We start from the raw sequence: 20,101 nt of genomic DNA on the forward strand, positions 1-20,101 counted from the left end.
AATAGTGGCAACTATTCTATACGCAGGGTGGGCCCAGCCTTGTATCGATTTGTAATAAAGAAAGGCGCACTTTGCGCCAGCTTTTGCCTGCCGCTGTCAGGGAGATGCTTTACCTGATTTTGCTCGGAAAAGCGGCGCTTTTACTCACTTTTCATCAGACTGTCGCGCAAGCGGTTCAGCTGTTGTTTCATGTCCACAACCTGCTCCACGCTGCAGTGGCTGGCCGCCAGGATGGCCTCGGGCAGCAGGGCGGCGTCATGGCGCAGCTGGTCGCCCTGTTGCGTGAGGGAAATGATGACCTGGCGCTCGTCGCTGGCGGCGCGCGTGCGCGTCAACAGGCCCGATTGCTCCATGCGCTTGAGCAAGGGCGTCAGGGTGGCCGAGTCGAGGAACAGGCGCTCGCCCACTTCCGACACCGTCAGGCCATCGCGCTCCCATAGCACCATCATCACCAGATACTGCGAATAGGTCAGGCCGAGTTTGCGCAGCAGCTTGCGGTACAGCTTGTTCATGGCAAGCGAGGTCGAGTACAGCGCAAAGCACAGCTGGCCATCCAGGCGCGGCACCTGGTGCAAGGGGTTGGGGGCGGTGGTGGTATCCATGGTCACAGTATATATAGTGCGCTACTTAGTTGCAAGCGACCTCACTGTCTGGCGCCTTACATGGTGTTCAATGCCGCCAGCGCCTGCGAGTCGAGCCCGAGCGCGCCGGCCGCGATGTTTTCGCGCAGATGCGCCACCGACGAGGTGCCGGGAATGACCAGCATATTGGGCGCGCGCTGCAGCAGCCAGGCCAGCGCCACTTGCATCGGCGTCGCTTGCATGGCGTCCGCCACCTGGTTCAGGGTATCGGACTGCAGCGGAGAAAAGCCACCCAGGGGGAAGAAGGGAACATAGGCGATGCCTTGCGCGGCCAGCGTGTCGATCAGCGCATCGTCCGCGCGGTGCGCCAGGTTGTAGTGGTTCTGCACGCAGACGATGGGGCTGAGCCGCTGTGCCTCTGCCACCTGGCCGGCATCGACATTGGACAGGCCGATATGGCGCACCAGGCCTTCCCGTTGCAGCTGCACCAATGTGGCCAGCGGCTCGGCAAGTGACGAGCCGTCGGGGCCGGCCATGCCCGGCGCGCGCAGGTTCACCACATCGAGCACGTCCAGGCCCAGGTTGCGCAGGTTGTCGTGCACGGCGTCGCGCAGTTGCTGTGGCGATGCGGCCGGCAGCCAGGACTGGTCGGCGCCGCGCACGAAGCCGACCTTGGTGACGATGCTCAAGCCGTCGCGATACGGATGCAGCGCTTCGCGGATGATCTGGTTGGTGACATGCGGGCCGTAAAAGTCCGAGGTGTCGATATGGTTGAGGCCCAGTTCGATGGCTTCGCGCAGCACGGCGACGGCAGCGGCGCGGTCCTTCGGCGGGCCCCAGACGTGCGGGCCAGCCAGTTGCATGGCGCCGTAGCCGACGCGGTTGAAAACGATGTCGCAATGGGCGGGCGTGAATTGATGCCGGGTGGGAGAATAGCTGGTCATGGGAGCTCCTGTGTGGTGGTCGGGGACTGGAGCAACCATGGTAGCGGCGCTTGCGCTGTATGATAATCGGGTCAATACAGCACAGGCTGTCCTTAATTATGCACAATCGTACGCCATGAAAGCTCTCCTCATGCATTCAGCCAGCCCTTCCATGGCCGACCTTTCCGCCTTTGCCCTGGTGGCCAGGCACCGGGGTTTTCGCCAGGCCGCGCGCGCCAGCGGCCAGTCCGCATCCGCCATGAGCGAGGCGCTGCGGCGGCTGGAGCAGCAATTGGGCATTCGCCTGCTGGAACGCACCACGCGCAGCGTCACGCCGACGGCTGCCGGCGCGTTGCTACTGAGCCGTTTGCTCCCGGCATTGGATGAAGTGAGTAGCGCGCTCGATGTGCTGAACGACTTGCGCGACAGCCCGCGCGGCACTTTGCGTCTGAACGTGCCGGTCAACGCGGCACGCTTCTTTTTGCAGCCCATGGTCGACCAGTTCCTGTGTGCCTATCCGCAGATCAGCGTCGAACTGGTGGTCGATAATAATTTTGTCGATGTCGTCGCCAGCGGCTGCGACGCCGGCATCCGCTATGGCGAAAGGCTGGAGCAGGACATGATCGCCATCCCGATCGGCCCGCGCACGCAGCGCTTCGCGGTGGCTGGCGCGCCGTCCTACCTGGCGCAGCGCGGCGTGCCCGTGCATCCGCGCGACTTGCTGCAGCACGCCTGCCTGCTGGGAAAATTCCTCAGTGGCGCGATTCCAGCGTGGGAGTTCGAGCGGGATGGGCAGAAAGTGAGCGTCGAGCCGGACGGCCCCGTGATCGTCACGCCGACGGCGGCCGACTTCGCGGTCAGCATGGCCATCGCCGGCCATGGACTGGTCTATCTGTTTGAAGAGTGGCTGCAGCCGTATGTCGATGCGGGCCAGCTGCAGCCCGTGCTGGAAGACTGGGCGATGCCCTTTCCCGGCCCGTTTTTGTACTATGCAGGCCGGCGCCACCTGCCCGCGCCGCTGCGCGCCTTCATCGACTTCGTGCAAGCCAATTTTGCGTAGCTTCCGTAGCTTCCGCAGCTTCCTCAAGCCGCCGCATAGCGTTGACGCAGCAACTGCAGCATGGCGACGTTCTGTTCCCACGCGTCGCTCACGGGCTGCTGCGTCCAGGGCAGCGTCTGCAGGTAAGGTGCGGGGCCGAATTCCGGCGTGAACGTCAGGCGCTCGGCGCCTGCCGCGCGGCGCAGCGCAACGATGGCATCCCACCACGCCAGGTGGGCGTCGAGCGCTGCCTTCGCTTCCGGTGCGCGGAAGTCGGCCACCTGCGGCCCCTGCGCGTGACCCACGCGCGCATGCACGTGGCGCACCAGCGGCAGTACCTGCGCCAGGGTTTGCGGCTGGTCTTCGAGCAGGGATTCGCAGGCGCAGCACCAGTGCGACAGGTCGGCCGTCAAGGGCAGCGCCGGATACTGCGCCAGGTAGGGCAGCAGCAGCATCGGATGGCCGCTGAAGCGGCTGCGGTGGATTTCATGCACGATGGGCACGCCGTGCTTTTCCGAGATGGCGGCGGCCAGGTCGATCAGTTGCGCGTTTTGCGCCTGGCTGTAGTAATCCTTGCCCGTGTGCGTGTTGACCAGCACGGGGCGCGCCAGGCAGGCGTTGTCCAGCAGTTCGGCCAGGGCCGCGCGGTGCAGGTCGAAGTCGCTGTGGAAGACGGTTTCCCATTGCGCGCCGATCAACTGTAGCCCCGCCTTGGCGATGCGGTCCGTCCATTCCTCGCGCAGGGCGGCGTCCAGCGGCAGCGACATCTCGATGCCATCGAAGCCGGCCGCCGCTACCCTGTCGATGAAGACCTCGGGCGGCAGCTCGTTATTACCCCAGTGGGCGGCGTAGATTTCGATACGCATCAGACGAAGCCCCGCACGGGGAACGCGGCATCGCGCTGTATCCAGTTGTGCGCTGCATAGTCGGTCTGGCCGTCGGTGGCGTGCAAGGTGTAGGCGTGGCGCGAGACGGGCGAACGGTTCGGCGCGCTGTAATGCGGCAGCAAGCCATGGAAGCAGACCAGGGCGCCCGCCTTGACTTCCAGTGGCACGGCCGTGCTATCGTCGGGCCAGGGCATGGCATCGAGTTTTTCCACGCGCACGGCGTCGCCGTTGCGGATGAAGCGTTCACGCAGTGGGCCGCGGTGGCCGCCCGGTTCCGCCCACAGGCAGCCGTTTTCCAGGGTCGCGTCTTCCAGCGCGAACCAGAAAGTGGTCACGCTGATCGGCGTGGTCTCGAAATACGTGGCGTCCTGGTGCCAGCGCACTTCGCCGCCGATGCCGGGCTGCTTGAAAATGTACATCGATTGCCAGACCTGCGCGTCCGCCAGGCCTAGGTCGCGCGCCACTTCGGCCAGTTTCGGATCGGCCGAAAAAGCGCGGAAGACGGGGTCCAGGTCATGCATGGCGTGGCCGATCTTGTTGATCGACAGCGATTTTGCCTGCTTTAACTGACCATCCGCGCCGAAGGCTTCTTCCTCGAAGAAGCAGCGGATGGTGTTGTCGGAGGCCAGAAAATAATCGTTGGTATTTTTTGCCTGGTCGCGCGTGGTGAAGATGGACTGGCTGATGCTGGGATCGAATTCGTTGACAATCTGCTCGGCGCGCGCGCGCAAGGCGGCGATCTCGTCCGCACCCTTGAAATCGGGCAGGATGATGTAGCCGTCGCGTTGGTATTGTTTCTGTTGTTCGATAGTTAGCATGGCGGCGGCTCCGGAGGTCAATGGAAAACGCCATTGTAGGTTGGACGTGGGAGGCAAACAATCGAGCAATGGTTGACAGATTGTCGCCAAAAAGAAGACAATCTTTGACATGGATCAACTCAAAGCGATGGAAATTTTTGTCGAAGTGGCGCGCCAGCGCAGCTTTACGCTGGCCGGACAGCGCCTGGGCCTGACGCGGGCCATGGTCAGCAAGACCATCATGCAGCTGGAAGAACGCCTGCATGCGCGCCTGCTGCACCGCTCCACGCGCGAAGTGAGTTTGACGGATGCGGGCCGCGCCTACCTGGCGCCGTGCATGGCCACCGTCAGCCAGGCGCAGGAAGCGGCGCGCATGGTGGCGCACGTGGCGCAGGCGGGGGCCGGGGCGGAGCTCGCGGGGCCGCTACGCATCCAGGCGCCATCGAGTTTTGGCAGCGCGTGGCTGGCCGATGCCGTCGCCCGTTTCAGTTTACGGCACCCGCAGGTGCTGGCCGAGTTGTTTGTCGACGATGCCTTGCTCGACCCGATACGCCACGGCTTTGATTTGACCATCCGTGTGGGCGGCATCCCGGACAGCAGCGCGCTGGCCATGCGCCCGCTGGCGCCGTGCCGCGCCGTGCTGTGCGCCAGTCCCGCCTATCTGGCGCAGTGGGGCGTGCCGCAGACGCCGCAAGACTTGCTGCAGCATCAGTGCCTGCATTTCAGCCACCTGACCGATGGCACGAACTGGCATTTCCAGCGTGGAGCAGGGGAGCAGCGCGAGGAGGTGAGCGTGCGCGTGCAGGCGGGCTTCACGGCGAATAACGGCCTGGTGCTGCACCAGGCGGCGCAGCGGGGACTCGGCATCGTCTACAGCACCACCTTCCTTGCCTGGCGCAATCTGCTCGATGGCAGCCTGGTGCCCGTGCTGTCCGACTGGGAGCTACCGCTGAATCACTTGAGCGCCCTGTATCCGGCCAGCCGCCAGCCGTCGCCCAAGGTGCGCGCGCTGATCGATTTCCTGGTGGCCGAATACCAGCCCGTGCCGCCATGGGACCGCGAGCTGGCAGCGGCAGGTTTTTTCAGTTGAAAGCGACGGCTTCCAGCGTCCATGCGCCATCCGCGTACACGCGTTCGTCGTCGAGGTAGACGGCTTCGGTGACGGCGAAAATATCGACGTGGTAGCGCGCATCCTTGCGCTTGAATTGTGGTTTGGTGTAGACGCCATGCTTGGCGCCCAGCGACAGATGGATGCCGCACATGCGTTCATACGTGCCGATGTCGTTGACCAGCTGCTCGCGCGAAAAGGCGCGGTTCATGCCGAAGCCCAGTTCGCGCACCCACACTTCGCCCTCATGCGCGCGGATGATCTCCAGCATGGCCAAAAATTCAGGCGTGGCGTGCTCGGTGCCCGTCACGCGGCCCTTTTCGATGATCAGGGTGATCGGCGTGTCGGGGCGGTTGACCATGAAGTGCGTGTCGCCGAAAACGAAGATGCGCACGCGCCCGTTCACCGCTTCCAGGTCCTGCGCTTCCGTAAATACTTCGCCCAGAGGGAACTGGCCGCCGATATTGTTCATGCCGCTGTAGTCGCCGATATTCAGCTTGGCCGATTCGAACGGCGAAGCAAAGACCAATTGCTCGCCGCCGCTGTCGACCATGCCGTGGCGGGCGACGTCGATGCGGGCCTTCAGCGCATGGCCCACGCCGCGATAGTAGGCCGGGTCGTAGGCCAGCGAAGCGATGTAATGCAGCCCCTGCACGCCGGGCATGCGCGACAGGTGCACATGCTCGATCACTTTCAGGCCCCGCTTGAACAGTTCGATGCGGATGCGGAACGCTTCCAGGCGGAAGCTGGTCGACTGGATCAGTACGACGAGGCTGCCGGCCGGCAGTTCGGCAAACGCGGCCAGCACGGCGTCGGGCGTGACGTCGTCGAAATCGATGAAGGTGGCGTCCGGCAAGGCCTGGCGATACGCTTCCGTCAGCACGACATTGAGCCAGCTGCGCTTGTCGCAAACGATCAGGGCCGGTTCGTCCGGGCGGTGGCAGATGGCCATGGCCAGCAGGTCGGCCACGTTTTGCGCGGCCACTTCGGTGGCGGCGGCGCTGATGGCATCGAGCCGGCTGGTGTCATTCTCGGGAAGCGTCATGGTGCGAAAGGTGGGGACGTGAAGTAATCGCAGCATTATAAGGTGATTGCCGCTCAAGGTGATTGCCGCAGGGCACACCATTCCCCCCCTCCGGCGGAGGACCTGTGGCTGCCGCGCCCCTGATTATCTTGTGTAGTGCTTTCCGGCAATGTATTATTTGATAAACAGCCAGGGAGTGGCTCTTCGCAGCGGCAAACGCATGCATGCGCAGGGCACGTTTCCAGTGATGCTGGGATAACAAGCCTACAGGCAATGACTAAGAGTGTGATGTGATGAGCATAATCGGACAAGATATTCCCATGGAGCGGCCGGATACGGATGGGCGCGCTGCCGTGTTCGTTCCCGTCACGGGCGTCAAGGAAGATGTCTTGTTGACCATACGCAAGGGGGCGGCCATCGTCGGTTTTGCCAACCACGACCGCACCATCACCGTGTATTTTGAAAGCAACCGCTTCGACGACCCCGTGCTGGCGAAGTGGGAGCACAAGGCGCGCAAGGCCTACGACCGCCTGGTCGACAATGCGCCCACCGTGTCGAAACTGACCACCAGCCCCGCCAATTTCGAGCAGATCGGCTACATCAATGGCAAGGGCATCACCATTCGCCGCATGGAAAGCCTGCAGCGCTGGCTCGCGTATTCGGACGCGATGGAAACTTGCCCTGCAATGGATATCATTCCGCGCACGTTGATCGCGAAAGTTGATGCCGTCAAGGTGTAAGAGCCGCTGATAAAACGCCTATGGCGTTGTTGCCTGCCCCTGAATCGTTGCCCTGCCGTTTTCGGCGACTCCCCTGATACCACGATAATATTCGCTCTGCCCCCGGCTGAGCGGAGACAGCGCTTTTTTTGGTCGGCATCGAGGCCGTGGAACACGGCGCCAGTGCGCCGTTGCCGCGCCTGTGTAAGGTAATATTGCGGCAGAACGCAGTGGAATGACTCCAGGAAAAGGTTGGAATGTGCTTGAAACAGTGAATGACGTTTGCCTTAACGCCGCTTGCGGCCTGACCTTGCCGCTGCGCGTGGTGTATTGTCCGTTTTGCGGCGCGCGTCAGGTGGCGCAAGCGCCTGTTCTGGAGAAAGCAGTGGCGCCGCCCCCGCTGCCGCGCATGCCACCACCGGTGCCCGTCGCTCCGCCCATTCCTGCTTCGCAGCGCGCGCCGCAGCCCGTGCCGCAGTCCGCACCTTCGCCTATTCCCGCACCCAAACCCGTCCCGCCAGCGCCTGCCGCAGCGGCCAAGGCGCCGCCAGCGAAACCGGCCGCCAGGGGCTCGGTGCCGCCGCCGCGCCCGCCCGTGCGCTTGCGCACGTGGATCGCGGCGGCCGTGGTGCTGACTGGTATCTGGTTCTTCAACAAGCCCGCCGACAAGCCGGCCAGCGTGGCAGAACAGGTCGAGGCTGCCACTGCGCTGGCGGCGCAGTGCGACCTGGACGGGGCGCGCAGTGCGCTGGCCGTGCTGAAAAGCGCCAAGGCCCCCGCCGCGCACATTAAACGCTTGCAGGCGAACATCACCAAGTCTGCCGCTACTTGCGACAGGCAACAACAGCGGGCACAGGCGTGGCTGGCGCTGCAAGGCAGCGTCAACCAGGCCATCGATGCGGGCCAGCCAGAGCTGGCCGCCACGCGGCTGGCCGTCTACGTGAAGCGCTGGGGCGACGATCCGGACACACTGGAACTCGATGCCAGGGTGAAAGTGGCGCTGGCCAGCGCCCGGCTCGACCTGGCCGACGCTTGCCTGGCCAGGGGCGACCGGGTTTGCCTGGAAAGCAGCTTGATCGCCGCCGAGCGTTACAAGCGGCCCGAACTGGCGGCGCGCGCGCAGGCGCTGCGCGCATCGCTGTCGCAACTGCTCGAGCGCTCGCTGCTCGATGCAGTTCCGGTCTCGGGCCAGTAGCGCCACCCGCTACAACGCCCGCTGCGGCCAGGCCGGCGGGCGCCGCCTTGGCGTCAGAAGTGACGCTTACTCTTGCGGCAGCAGCGCCAGCGCCGCGCTGAAGTCACCCATGGGTTTGCCGCCGTTGGCCACCAGCGCCTTGTCGCGCGTGCTCAAGCCATCGAGCACGGGTAGCGCAAAGCGGTGCGTGATGGCGCGCAGGATGGATGCAGAATCGTATTGCGTATGATCAACCAAGCCCTTTTTCACGTACGGCGAGACGAGGATGGCGGGCACGCGCGTGCCCGGGCCCCAGCGGTCGCCCTTCGGCGGCGCGGCGTGGTCATAAAAGCCGCCGTTTTCATCGTAGGTGACGATGACCAGCATGTTCTTCCATTGCGGACTCTTTTTCAACTGGGCGATGACGCTGGCGATATGTGCATCGCCGTCGGCTACGCTGGCGTAGCCCGCATGCTGGTTCAGGTTGCCCTGCGGCTTGTAGAAGGTCACGGGCGGCAGCTTGCCGGCGCTCGCGTCGCTGAGGAACTGGCTGTCGAAGTCGCGCAGGTGGGCGGCGCGGTAGGCGGGCGCCTTCACCGGGTCCATGTTGGCAAAGTAATTGAACGGCTGGTGATGGAACTGGAAGTTGGGCGGATTCGGGAAGCTGCCGGCGCGTGCGCTGGCCGTTGCCAGGGCCGTCGTATCCTTCCAGGCACCCGCATACCAGGCCCAGTCGATGTTCTTGCTTGAAAGCAGGTCGCCGATATTCGTCTGCGTTTGCGGTGGCAGGGTGGTGGCCTTGCCCGTGTCCGCATACAGCTTGCTGCTGTCGCCCGGAGCCGGCGCGTTGCTGCTGGGCTGGAACGCCGGCTGCATGGTATTGACGGCGTAGAACATGCCCGTGCTGTCGGCCGGCGTCAGCGCACCGTCATTGGCATAGGCGGGCGCGCCGTTCAAGACCGTGGTCGGCGCTGTGGCGGACGGCGTCAGGCGCAGGAAATTGCCCTTGGCATCGACGTCGATCTTGGCGATAGAACCCTTGGCCACCGAGGTGTCCGCGTTCGGATAGGTGGGCGCGCAGGCGCAGATCAGGTACTGGTGCGTGAGGAAGGAGCCGCCGAAGGCGCCGATGAACAGATTGTCGGCCAGCGCATATTGCTTGGCGATATCCCACAACTGCATCTTGCTGCCGTCGTAATAGCCCATGGACAGGCCGCCCGCATCGGAATACGCGGCGAACTTGTCGTTGGCGCCGCCGTTGATCTGCATCTGGTTGTTGTAGAAGCGGTGCACCAGGTCGCGCGTAATGACGGATTGCGGCAGGTACAGTGGGCTGCTGGCGTCATCGATCTGGAACGGTTTGTTTGGCAGGTTGGCCGATTGTGCCTGGGTGATGACGGTGCTCTGGCCGGCCGCCGTCATGCCGCCCCAGGTGGGTGGCAGCACGGGCAGGGTGCTGCCGTCGACGTCTTTTTGCGGCACGTAGGCAGACGTCGACGTGGGATTGACGCCTGGCACGCCGTTGGCGCCCGGGAACAAGCCGTACAGATTGTCGAAGCCGCGGTTTTCCGCATAGATGACGACGATGGTCTGGATATTGTTCAACGCCAGGGCGCTATTCAGGGCGGCAAGGGCGTCGGCGGGCGCCGCCTGCGCGCTGGCGCTGGCGATCAGGGCCGTGACGCTGGCATTTTCTGCCTTGAGTTTCGCCAGCTCGTCGCCGCTGGCCTTGTTGAAGTCGGACGCCAGGCCCGCTTCCGACACGCCGAGGCGCGCGGCCAGCTTGCTGCTGGCGGACGTAAAGTCGCCGCCATTGCCGTCCATGACTTGCGCCAGTTCCGTCGACAGGGCGCTGACGAAAGTGCTGTGCCCTGCGGGGGCGCGCAGCAGCAGTTTTTGCGTGACCTTGCTGCCCGCGTCGCCGATGGCTTCATGGCGGATGGCATCCGTGCCGATGCTCACCAGCACGGCGCCCTGGCCATCGAGCGTGTAGCTGCCGTCGGCGGCCGTGCGCACGGGGCTTGAAGCGCTGTCGCAGGTCAGCTTGGCTGTGCTGCTTTCCAGGCACACCTGGGCGTTTTCATAGTAGTTGCCGATGACCTGGCCCGTGGTGCCGGGCGTGATGGCATAGTTGCTGCCGCAGGCGGCCAGGCCCAGCGACAGCAAGATTGGTAGGGGACGTAAGACGGGGCGAGCGTGCGGTTTCATGGTCATGCCTTCTGGGTGGAAAACGTCGCATGCTAGGCAGACAATATGTCAGCTGCGTGACATGTCAGCGCCTGTTACATGACGTAATGTACGGAATTGATACATGACGTTTCGCAGGGGTTTGTCACGCAGTTGTCACATGCCGTTGTTACGCTGCCAGCCCATGATGAAAACCAAGCTCTCCCTGCTGCTCGCAGTGTGCTGGCTGTCCGCCTGCCAGCCGGCGCCACCAAAAGAAGTTCAGGCCGCCCCTGCGCCCGCCTACCTGGCCGGGGCCTACGCGCCCACCTTGAAACGCCCGCCTTCTGTGGCGGCAATGACGGCCATGGGGCGCGCCATGTTCTTTGAGCCGGGCCTGTCCGTATCGGGCAAGATGTCGTGCGCCAGCTGCCACAGTCCCGAACATGCGTACGGGCCGCCGAACGGGCTGGCGGTGCAGCTGGGCGGCCCGGAATTGAACGATGCGGGCACGCGCGCCGCGCCTTCGCTGCGCTACCTGCAGACGGCGCCCGCATTCACCGAACATTTCCATGACGACGATGGCGACGACAGCGCGGACGCCGGTCCTACGGGCGGGCGCAACTGGGATGGCCGCGCCCAGTCCGGCCATGAGCAGGCCCTGGCGCCGTTGTTGTCACAACGCGAGATGGGCAACCGCGATGCCGCCGCCGTCGTCGCCAAATTACGCGCCAGCCCCCTGGCGGCGCAGTTTCGCCAGACGTATGGCGCGGATATTTTCGCGCAGCCTGAGCAGGCGCTGCGCTGGGCGCTGATGTCGCTGGAAGTGTTCCAGGAAAGCCCGTCCGATTTCTATCCGTACACGAGCAAGTACGACGCCGTCCTGCGCAAGCAGGCCGTCCTGAGCCCGCAGGAAGCGCGCGGCCTGGCCCTGTTCAACGATGAACGCAAGGGTAATTGCGCATCCTGCCATCTCAGTCAGGTGACTGCCGGCGGCGCCTTCCCGCAGTTCACGGACTACGGCTTGATCAATATCGGCGTGCCGCGCAATGCCAGGCTGCCTGTCAATGCGGACCCGGGGTTCTTCGATCTGGGATTGTGCGGCCCGGACCGTACCGACTTGATGGAGCATCAGGAATACTGCGGCAGTTTCAAGACGCCATCCCTGCGCAACGTCGCCCTGCGCAAGGTGTTTTTTCACAATGGCAGTTTTACCAGCCTGGAGCAGGTGCTGCGTTTTTACGTGCAGCGCGATACGGCGCCGCAAAAATGGTATCCGACAGATAAAAACGGCAAGGTGCGCAAATACGACGACCTGCCGCCCGGCCTGGAAGCGAACGTGAATGTGGCAGCGCCGTTTGACCGCCAGCCGGGCCAGTCGCCCGCACTGAACGAGAGGGAGATCGCCGACGTGATCGCCTTCCTGCACACCTTGACCGATGGCGATCAGGCGCCCCATCCCGCGCAGGGCAAACATGGCTGAAAAAATAGCAAGATACCATTGCTTACAACTACGCCACAAAAGCCTGTTTTTTATGTGCGTTAGCGCACGCTAGAAAATTTTAGGCCGGTGTATATTGCGAACTGCTCTGTGTCTTTTGATAACAATGAAAGGGAATATCATGAAAGTAAGCAAAAATTGGATGACCGTGTGCGCCGCCGGGATGATGGTCGTGGCACTGGCTGCCTGCCAGAAGAAAGATGATGTTGCCGCCGGTCCTGCGGAACAAGCGGGCCAGAAGATCGATGCCGCCGCCGCCAAGGCTGAAGCCGACATCAAGGCCGCCGCGAACAAGGCCGACGACGCTATGAGCCAGGCTGCTGCCGATACGGGTGCCAAGATGGATCAGGTCGCCGCTGACGCCGACAAGAAAATGAGCGAAGCGGCTGATGCCGTCGGCAAGAAAGTGGAAAAAGCCGGCGAAAAGATGCAGGACGCCGCGCACAAGTAATTGCGCCAGCGCCGGCCAACGCCGGCCCGCTTGCCGCAGTTGCCCTCAGGTGATGGCGGCGGCGGCCACGCCACCGCTGGCGTGGCCGCCTGGCTCTGGCGTACCCGTTCCCGCCGTTTCTGTGCCCGTCCTGTTCATCGCGTCCATTCCTCCCAGCACCACGCTCAAATCGACAAAGCCGTCGCGCCACGCGCGTTCCAGGTCTTGCTCCACCGCTTCCAGGGTCGTTCTTTCCACCTGCTGAAAACCGCGCAAGCCGTACGCCCGGTTGCGCCCGTGCGCCTTGGCCAGGTAGAGCGCCATATCGATCAGGTTGACGCTGCGTTCCCACGTGAGCGGTCGTCCCAGCGGCGCCAGCGGATAGGGCGCAAAGCCCACGGACACGTGCACCTGGATGGCCTGTCCCTGGTAATGGATGAGCTGCGCCGCCATGCCGTTGAGGATGCGCCGCGCGATATCGTCGAGTCCGTCGCGCGCGACGGCGGGCAGGAAGGCGAGGAATTCCTCGCCACCCCAGCGCACGATCATGTCCGTTTCGCGCAACACGTCATGCAAGGTTTCGGCGATCGTCGTCAGCACCAGGTCGCCCGCCGCATGGCCGTAAGCGTCGTTGATATGCTTGAAATGGTCGACGTCGAGCAGGAATAGCGCGCCCACGACATCGGCGCCGCCGTAGGCCTGCAGCGGCTGGCCCGCATGGTTGCGCATGAATTCCTGGAAATGGCGGCGGTTGTACAGCGCCGTCAGCGGGTCGCGCGAGCTCTGGCGCTTGAGTTCCTGGTTCTTCACTTTCAGCTGCACGTTCGCGTGGCGCACCTTGCGGTATAGCAAGCCGACGATGGTGAATGCCATGGCCAGCACCAGCGCCAGCAGCCACCAGACGCGCTGCTGCAGACGGCGGTTGTCGATCTCTGTACTCTTGAGCTGATTCTCGCGGCTGAGCAGCTCGATCTGGCGCTGCTTCTTTTCCGCCGCATATTTTTCTTGCAATTCATACACGGTTTTTTGCCGTTGCTTCTCGAACAGCTGGTTGGAAATGCCCCGCTCGCGGTGATACGCCGCGATGGCGCCGCGCATGTCGCCGGCCTTTTCCAGCGCCATGCCGTATTCCAGCAGCACGGCCTGCATGTCCGGCTGGTTGGCAGTGCGTTCGTAGTAGGCCAGGCCCGTGGCCACGCTTTGCTTGCCTTCCTGCAAGCGTCCCTGGCCGATCAGCGCCTGGCCGATATTCAGGCGCGCCGTCGCCTCCACCTGTTCATTGTTGACCTGGCGCCCCGCCGAGATGGCTTCATGCGCAAAGCGCAGCGCGCGCGCATAATCGCCTTGCTTCAGGTAGCTGTCCGACAGATTGACGAGGGTGACGGCGACCATGCCGCGCGCACCGAGCTGGCGTTCCAGGTCCAGGGCCGCCAGCAGGGCACGCTGGCCCCGCTGCGGCTGCTGCGCGTCGAGTGCCAGCCCGTATTCCGTATTCTTCGCCTGCGCCATGCGGCCCGGCGATGCCAGGGTGTTTGATACTGCCAGCAATTCGTCGAGCACCTCGAAGCCCTTGTCGTATTCGCGCATCTGCGTGTACAGCAGGGTGAGGGCATTCAGGGCGGCGGCAAGGCTGGAGGGGGATTTGCTCTGGCGCGCCAGGTCGACGGCCGCCTGCAGCTTGGCCAGCGCGAACGGGAAATTGCCTTCCTCGGCCCACGACTGGCCCGCGCTGATGGTGGCCTGCACGCGCACGGGCAAGTCTTGCGTGCGGTTGGCGATGCGTTCCGCTTCAAAGGCCAGCAGGTGCGAGGCGCGGCCTTCGTTCCTGGCAAACGTGATGTAGGCCTTGTTGAGCATGCCTTTCGCCAGCGCCACGTCGCTCTTGTTCAGGCGGGCGTCGGCGATCAGCTCTTCGGCCAGTTGCATGGCGATATCGTTTTGCCCCAGGCGCATGCGGGCGTTGCTCAACTGAGTAAGGAATTCCGCACGCACCGGCAAGGGAGCGCTGCGCGCCTGCGTTTCCACCTCTTGCAGGCGCTCCAGGGCGCGCGCGGGCACGAAGCGGCCATCGTCGCTCACGGCGGCAAGAAACTGCTCGAGCTTGCTGAGCTGGGCGTGTGCGGCGGGCGGCAGCAGGCAAGCCAATACCAGCAGCCAATGCGCCTTTCGCCATGATGCCCGTGTCTGTCTGCCTGCCAACGTCCCGCTCCCGCAATGCGCTATTGTCTGGAATAGATTATATTCTGTTGCAATCAAGAAATATCATGGCACGCGCAGATTTCTGAGAAATTGCACACTTCGGCGCTGACCGCTTCTCAACGCAGGGCGACGGCGGTTCGGGTTGGCGGGCCGCCCTTCAGGCGGAAAATGGCGACAGCCGTGATCAAGGCCTGGGCCTGCTCTTGCAGGCTCTCGGCGGCGGCGGCCGCCTGCTCCACCAGGGCCGCATTTTGTTGCGTGATGTTGTCCATCTGCGTGACGGCCTGGTTGACCTCGGTGATGCCGGCACTCTGTTCGTGGCTGGCACTGGTGATCTCGCCCATGATGGCGGCCACCTTCTGAATCGAGTCCACCACCAGCGCCATCGTGCGGCCGGCCTCGTCGACCAGCTTGCTGCCTGCGTCCACCCGCTCTACCGAAGCGCCGATCAGGGTCTTGATCTCCTTGGCCGCCGCCGCGCTGCGGTGGGCCAGGTTGCGCACCTCGCTGGCGACGACGGCGAAGCCGCGGCCCTGTTCGCCAGCCCGCGCAGCTTCGACGGCTGCGTTCAGGGCCAGAATATTGGTCTGGAAGGCGATGCCATCGATGACGCCGATGATGTCGGCGATCTGGCTCGAACTTTCCTTGATGGCGCCCATCGTGCTGACCACCTGGGCGACGACGGCGCCGCCCTGCACGGCGACGGACGAGGCGGTGGCGGCCAGTTGGTTCGCTTCACCTGCGTTGCTGGCGTTTTGCCGCACCGTTGCCGTCAGCGTCTCCATCGAGCTGGCCGTTTCTTCGAGTGAACTGGCTTGTGCCTCGGTGCGCGCCGACAGGTCTGCGTTGCCCAGCGCGATTTCATGGGTGGCCACCGACATCTCGCCCGTGCTGGTGCGGATGTCGCCGATCAGCCCCGTCAGGTTGGCGTTGATGGTGTTCATCGCCAGCAACAGCACGCCGATCTCGTCGGCTCTTTCGATGACGGCATCGATGCTCAGGTCGCCGCCGGCAATCAATTGCGCCGTGGCAATCGCTTGATCCAGGCTGCGCTTGATGTGGCGGTATACCAGAAACAGGCACAGCAGCGAGACCATGACGGACACCAGCAGCACGCCGACGGTGACGGAATAGGCCGCCATGGTGCTGCCCGTCGCTGTCTGCACGGCCGCGCTCGTGCGCTGGTCTAGCAGCGTGAGGAATTCATTCACCGGTTGCATGATCTTGCCCTTGTTGCGGTGGTATTCGGCATCGTGCATGATCCTGCGGGCCATTTCCGGGTCAGGTGGCCCCTGTTTGGTAAAGTTGCCGTTGCCGTCGTCGAACAAGCCCTTGACGGCGTTCATGGCGATCAACTCGGTCTTCACCAGACCGTCGGAATTGGCCTGGGCCTCTTGCAGTTTGGCGAATTCCTGCTCGCTGAAGCCGGCTTTGTGCATCAGTTCGGCCAGCGGCACGCTGGGCCCGGTCGACGCCGGCACGGGCATGCCCGCCGCCACGAAGTCCCAGTAGATGCGCTCATAATGCGCCGGGCGCGGTTTCTTGCCGTTGCGGATGTCGAGGATGTCCAGGTATTGCTGTTCATATTTGGCATCGCCTGTGACGACGTAGGTGCGGGCCAACCGGGTCAGGTCGTCCGAGCTTTGCCGTAGTTCATCGGCCAGCAGGTAGGATTGGAAGCGCGTTTCAGTAACCTGGTTCGCTTCCGCCTGTTTGGTGGCGACACGAAACAGGGCCAACAGGCTGACGATGGAGAGCGCCAGGCTGAGCAGGAAGATGGCGGCAAAGATGTTCTTGATCGAGAGTTTGCTGCGCATGGCGTTTCCCCTGGAGGTGTGGTTGCGGCCGTCGGCCTTGCCCGCCAGATGAATATACCCCGTCCGGTCGACATTTTTGATGCCTTGCGGAAAAAAAGCGGCGGCGCGCAACGGCGCCGCCAGGCTTACACCGCCAATTGCTGCAGCAGGTACAGGCGCTGGTACAAACCGCCCTCGATCTGCATCAGTTCCTCGTGCGGCCCCGCTTCCGTGATGCGGCCGTGGTTGAGCACGATGATCCGCTCGGCCTCGCGGATGGTCGACAGGCGGTGCGCGATGGCGATAATGGTCACCTTGCCGCGCAACTCGTTGAGGGCCAGTTGCACGATCTGCTCCGTCTGGCTATCGATGCGCGACGTCGCTTCGTCCAGCAGCAAGATGCGCGGCTGGCCGGCCAGCGCGCGGGCAATCGCGATCAGCTGCTTCTGCCCTGATGACAGGCGCGAGCCGCCTTCGCCCAGCGGCGTGTCGTAGCCGTGTTCCAGCGCCGCGATGAAGTCGTGCGCGTGCGCGGCGCGCGCTGCCGTCTCGATCTGCTGCTGCGTGTAGCCGCGGCCCATGTCGATGTTTTCGCGCGCCGAGGCAGCCAGCAGGAAGGGGTCTTGTGGCACCAGGCCCACGTCGGCGCGGAAGTGCTCGTTGTCGATGCTGTCGAGGGCGACGCCATTGATGGCGATGCTGCCCTGCGTGACCGGGTAAAAGCGCAGCAGCAAGGAGAGCAGGGTCGACTTGCCGCTGCCCGTGTGGCCGACGATGCCAAAAAAAGCGCCCTGCGGTATGCTCAGCGACAAGTCGTGCAGCACCGGCTGGTTTTCCACGTAGGCGAACGTCAGGTGCGCGATGTCCACGGCAGGCACGTCGATGTCTGCTTTCGCCTGTCGCAGGGCCGGTGTTGCCCTTGTTTCCCTTCCCTGTGCGTGTTCCAGTGCCTGCGCTTCGTCCAGCAAGGCCGAGACGCGGGCCGTGGCCACCACCGACTGCTGCAACTGGCTGAACTGCATGGTGATCTGGATCAGCGGCTCGATCACGCGCGCGATGTAGCTGATGAAGGCGTACAGCACGCCCACTTCCACGGCGCCCATTTCGCGCCGGCCGAAGCTGAAGATGACGACGGCCAGCAGCACGATATTGAGCATGTCGAGCGCGGGGCGCAGCAGCCAGGCGTTGGCGCGCAATTCCTGCATGCGCGCCGTATAGTGGTCCTGGTTGATGCCCGTGAAGCGCGCGCCGAAGCGTTTTTCCGCGTTATTCGCCTGCAGCACGCTCATGCCGCCGATGGATTCGGCGATCTGCCCGTTGATTTCGCTGCGCAGGGCGCGCGCGCGCGTGACGGCAGGCGCGCTCCGGCGCTGGTACAGGAAGACGATGAGCAGCACGGCCGGCAGCAGGGCCAGCACGATCAGCATCAAGCGCCAGTCGAGGAAGGCCATGGCGGCCATGGTGCCAACCAACACGATGGAGCTGTCGAGGATGACGAACAGCACCTGCACGTACAGCGATTTCACCGCCTCCGTGTCATTCGTGACGCGGCTGACCAATTGGCCCGTGATGGCGCGGTCGAAGAAAGCCATGGGCAGGCGCAGCACGTGCTGGTAGACGGTTTCGCGCAGGCGCTGCACGGAGCGCATGGCCAGGCCGGACAGGCGCACCAGTTGCAGGTAGCGCAGCCCGGAAGCGATCCAGCCCGTCAGCAGGCAGCCGCCCAGCAGCATGGACATGCGCGTCCAGTCCAGGTTGCGCGGCAACAGATGCTGGTCGATCAGGGCCTTGCCCAGGATCGGGCCTGTCACTTCCAGGCCCGCGGCGAGGATCAGCCAGAACGTGGCCCAGTATAAATGGCGCAGGTCGGGTGCGGCGGCGCGGCGCAGCAGGCCGATGGCTTGCGCTGCCTGGCGGCGCACGGATTGCGTGGCGCCGTGCGCTTGGTCGGTTTTAGATGGCATTCAGGCTGGCCTCCAGTTGTTGATAGCGCCATTGGCTGGCATACCAGCCGTCGCGCTGCATCAGCGCATCGTGGTTGCCCGTTTCCGTGACGTGGCCATCGCGCAGCACCAGGATCAGGTCCGCGTTGACGACGGCGCTCAGGCGGTGGCTGGCGATGATGGCGCTGCGCTCGGGGCGGCGCGCGCGCAGTTCTTCCAGGTGCTGCAGGATGCGTGTTTCCGTGCCCGTGTCGACGGCGGACAGCGCATCGTCGAGCAGCAGCAAGCCATTGTCGGCCAGCAGGGCGCGGGCAATCGCCACGCGCTGGCGCTGGCCGCCGGACAGGGTGATACCTTTTTCGCCCACGTGGGTGGCATAGCCGTCGGGGAACTGCAAAATATCGGCATGGATATCGGCCAGCTGCGCCGCCCGTTCCACTTCCTCGCGCGTGGCGCCGGGTCGGGCCAGGGCGATATTGTCGGCGATGGTGGCGGAGAACAGGAATGATTCCTGCGGCACCCAGCTGATGGCCGCGCGCAGCGCATGCAGGGTGTAGGCGTCGAGCGGCTGGCCATTCCAGCTGGCCGTGCCCGACTGCGGCGTGACCTGGCGCAGCAGCACGCGCAGCAGGGTCGATTTGCCGCTGCCCGTGGGGCCGACGAGGCCCAGGGTCTGGCCCGGCAGCAAACGCAGCGAGATGCCGGACAGGGCCGGCGTCGTCTGGCCCGCGTAGGCGAAGCCGACGTCCTGCAATTGCAGGGCGCCGGGTGTGAGCGTGGCGATGCTGCCATGGTCGTCGATGGCCAGCGGCGCATCGAGCATCGGCTGCAAGCGCTGCCAGGCGGCGCGGCCCCGTTCGATCAGGGAGAGCACCCAACCGGCGGCGAACATGGGCCAGATCAGCTGGCCCAGGTACATGGAAAAGCTCGTCAGCGCGCCTATGGTCAGCTGGTCTTGCCATACGAGGTAGCCGCCCAGGCCCAGGGTCAGCGCCGTGGCGGCCGTCAGGGTCAGGCCGACGGCCGGTTCATAGGCCGCTTCCCAGCGCTGCGCCGTCAGGCTGGCGTTGGCCGCGTGGCCGGCCAGCGTGGAGAACTGCTTGCTGCTGCGCTCTTCCAGTCCCAGCGCGCGCAAGGTGCGTACGCCCGACAGCGATTCCTGCACATGGTCGTTCAGTGCGGAAAAGCGTGTCAGCGAATCCGTGGACGCCGTATGGATATGGCTGGAAATGCGCCAGAAGGCCAGTCCCATCAGCGGGAAGGGCAAGAGGGCGATGCAGGCCAGGCGCCAGTCCACGCCCAGCAGCATGATGCCCAGCACCATCAGCAAGGTCAAGGTGCCGTCGAAGCCGGCCAGCATGGCTTCGCCGGCGGCCATTTCGATGGCGTCGATGTCGTTCGTCGCCAGCGCCATCAAGTCGCCCGTGCGCTGGTTCTGGTAAAACGCCGCGCCCTGTTGCGACATGCGCGTGTAGAAGCGCGTGCGCAACATCACGCCCAGCTGGTAGGCGGCCTTGAACAGGGTGATGCGCCAGCCCACGCGCAGGAAATAGATGACGACGCCGACGGCGAGCAGGGTCAGCAGCTCAAGCCACAGTTCGGCCGCCGTCATGCGGTGCGCGGCCAGTGCGTCGATGATGGCGCCCACGCGGCGCGGGATCCAGACGGTCAGTGTCGCCACCCCCGTCAGCATGACGGCGGCGGCGACATACGCCGGACTATGCTGACGCACGAAGCCGGCGATGAGCCTCGATAAACTCATGGTTACCTTTTGTTTTGAGTAATGGGGTGTCGCGGGGCGGAAGGACGGGCAC

At 64.2% G+C, this 20,101-nt stretch carries 16 protein-coding genes; 6 read left to right on the forward strand and 10 right to left on the reverse strand.

Annotated features, from left to right (window positions below; translation table 11 throughout):
• Positions 1–140: 140 nt before the first annotated feature.
• Positions 141–602: a MarR family winged helix-turn-helix transcriptional regulator gene (locus tag K0F85_RS03490; RefSeq protein WP_219114581.1), complete on the reverse strand. Its 462-nt coding sequence runs from the start codon at positions 600–602 to the stop codon at positions 141–143.
• 56 nt (positions 603–658) lie between these two features.
• Positions 659–1,525, reverse strand: a complete 867-nt coding sequence (locus tag K0F85_RS03495; protein WP_219114582.1) for an aldo/keto reductase family oxidoreductase — start codon at positions 1,523–1,525, stop codon at positions 659–661.
• Between the two features lie 130 nt (positions 1,526–1,655).
• On the opposite strand from K0F85_RS03495, the gene K0F85_RS03500 reads away from it, so the two are divergent.
• Positions 1,656–2,564, forward strand: a complete 909-nt coding sequence (locus K0F85_RS03500) for a LysR family transcriptional regulator (RefSeq protein ID WP_257572501.1) — start codon at positions 1,656–1,658, stop codon at positions 2,562–2,564.
• 23 nt (positions 2,565–2,587) lie between these two features.
• Here the strand turns inward: K0F85_RS03500 and K0F85_RS03505 are convergent, their stop codons facing one another.
• The gene (locus tag K0F85_RS03505; RefSeq protein ID WP_219114583.1) at positions 2,588–3,409 is read right to left on the reverse strand and encodes a sugar phosphate isomerase/epimerase; all 822 of its coding nucleotides are present in this window, start codon (positions 3,407–3,409) and stop codon (positions 2,588–2,590) included.
• Positions 3,409–4,248 carry a phytanoyl-CoA dioxygenase family protein gene (locus K0F85_RS03510; protein WP_219114584.1) on the reverse strand — a complete coding sequence of 280 codons (840 nt, stop codon included), beginning with the start codon at positions 4,246–4,248 and terminating at the stop codon, positions 3,409–3,411. Before K0F85_RS03510 ends, K0F85_RS03505 begins: the two co-directional genes overlap by 1 nt.
• Positions 4,249–4,357: 109 nt before the next feature.
• Here K0F85_RS03510 and K0F85_RS03515 point away from each other — a divergent pair, with 109 nt between their 5' ends.
• Positions 4,358–5,317: a LysR family transcriptional regulator gene (locus tag K0F85_RS03515; protein ID WP_257572502.1), complete on the forward strand. Its 960-nt coding sequence runs from the start codon at positions 4,358–4,360 to the stop codon at positions 5,315–5,317.
• Here K0F85_RS03515 and K0F85_RS03520 read toward each other — a convergent pair.
• Positions 5,310–6,380, reverse strand: coding sequence for a hypothetical protein (locus K0F85_RS03520; RefSeq protein ID WP_219114984.1), 1,071 nt, complete (start codon positions 6,378–6,380; stop codon positions 5,310–5,312). The two genes, K0F85_RS03515 and K0F85_RS03520, sit on opposite strands and share 8 nt — an antisense overlap.
• Before the next feature lie 299 nt (positions 6,381–6,679).
• On the opposite strand from K0F85_RS03520, the gene K0F85_RS03525 reads away from it, so the two are divergent.
• On the forward strand, positions 6,680–7,099 hold the full coding sequence (locus tag K0F85_RS03525; RefSeq protein WP_219114985.1) for a hypothetical protein: 420 nt from the start codon (positions 6,680–6,682) through the stop codon (positions 7,097–7,099).
• A 238-nt stretch (positions 7,100–7,337) separates the two neighbouring features.
• Entirely contained in the window at positions 7,338–8,273 is a 936-nt protein-coding gene (locus K0F85_RS03530) for a hypothetical protein (RefSeq protein ID WP_219114585.1), read from the forward strand.
• Between the two features lie 66 nt (positions 8,274–8,339).
• Here K0F85_RS03530 and acpA read toward each other — a convergent pair whose 3' ends face one another.
• Positions 8,340–10,460, reverse strand: coding sequence for an acid phosphatase (acpA, locus tag K0F85_RS03535; RefSeq protein WP_219114586.1), 2,121 nt, complete (start codon positions 10,458–10,460; stop codon positions 8,340–8,342).
• Between the two features lie 163 nt (positions 10,461–10,623).
• On the opposite strand from acpA, the gene K0F85_RS03540 reads away from it, so the two are divergent.
• Together K0F85_RS03540 and K0F85_RS03545 are read left to right on the forward strand one after the other, a co-directional pair.
• On the forward strand, positions 10,624–11,901 hold the full coding sequence (locus K0F85_RS03540) for a cytochrome c peroxidase (RefSeq protein WP_374198637.1): 1,278 nt from the start codon (positions 10,624–10,626) through the stop codon (positions 11,899–11,901).
• Between the two features lie 139 nt (positions 11,902–12,040).
• Positions 12,041–12,370 carry a hypothetical protein gene (locus tag K0F85_RS03545; RefSeq protein ID WP_219114587.1) on the forward strand — a complete coding sequence of 110 codons (330 nt, stop codon included), beginning with the start codon at positions 12,041–12,043 and terminating at the stop codon, positions 12,368–12,370.
• A 45-nt stretch (positions 12,371–12,415) separates the two neighbouring features.
• Here K0F85_RS03545 and K0F85_RS03550 read toward each other — a convergent pair whose 3' ends face one another.
• The 4 genes from K0F85_RS03550 to K0F85_RS03565 all read right to left on the reverse strand — a co-directional run bounded on the left by K0F85_RS03550 (position 12,416) and on the right by K0F85_RS03565 (position 20,049).
• On the reverse strand, positions 12,416–14,494 hold the full coding sequence (locus tag K0F85_RS03550) for a tetratricopeptide repeat-containing diguanylate cyclase (RefSeq protein WP_257572504.1): 2,079 nt from the start codon (positions 14,492–14,494) through the stop codon (positions 12,416–12,418).
• A 170-nt stretch (positions 14,495–14,664) separates the two neighbouring features.
• Positions 14,665–16,365, reverse strand: a complete 1,701-nt coding sequence (locus tag K0F85_RS03555) for a methyl-accepting chemotaxis protein (RefSeq protein WP_219114588.1) — start codon at positions 16,363–16,365, stop codon at positions 14,665–14,667.
• A 125-nt stretch (positions 16,366–16,490) separates the two neighbouring features.
• A complete protein-coding gene (locus K0F85_RS03560; protein ID WP_219114589.1) occupies positions 16,491–18,308 on the reverse strand; it encodes an ABC transporter ATP-binding protein in 1,818 nt (605 codons plus the stop codon).
• Positions 18,298–20,049 carry an ABC transporter ATP-binding protein gene (locus K0F85_RS03565; RefSeq protein ID WP_219114590.1) on the reverse strand — a complete coding sequence of 584 codons (1,752 nt, stop codon included), beginning with the start codon at positions 20,047–20,049 and terminating at the stop codon, positions 18,298–18,300. Before K0F85_RS03565 ends, K0F85_RS03560 begins: the two co-directional genes overlap by 11 nt.
• Positions 20,050–20,101 lie beyond the last annotated feature (52 nt).

It is taken from the genome of Janthinobacterium sp. UMAB-56 (assembly GCF_900095265.1).
In the GTDB taxonomy this organism is placed as follows: domain Bacteria; phylum Pseudomonadota; class Gammaproteobacteria; order Burkholderiales; family Burkholderiaceae_D; genus Janthinobacterium.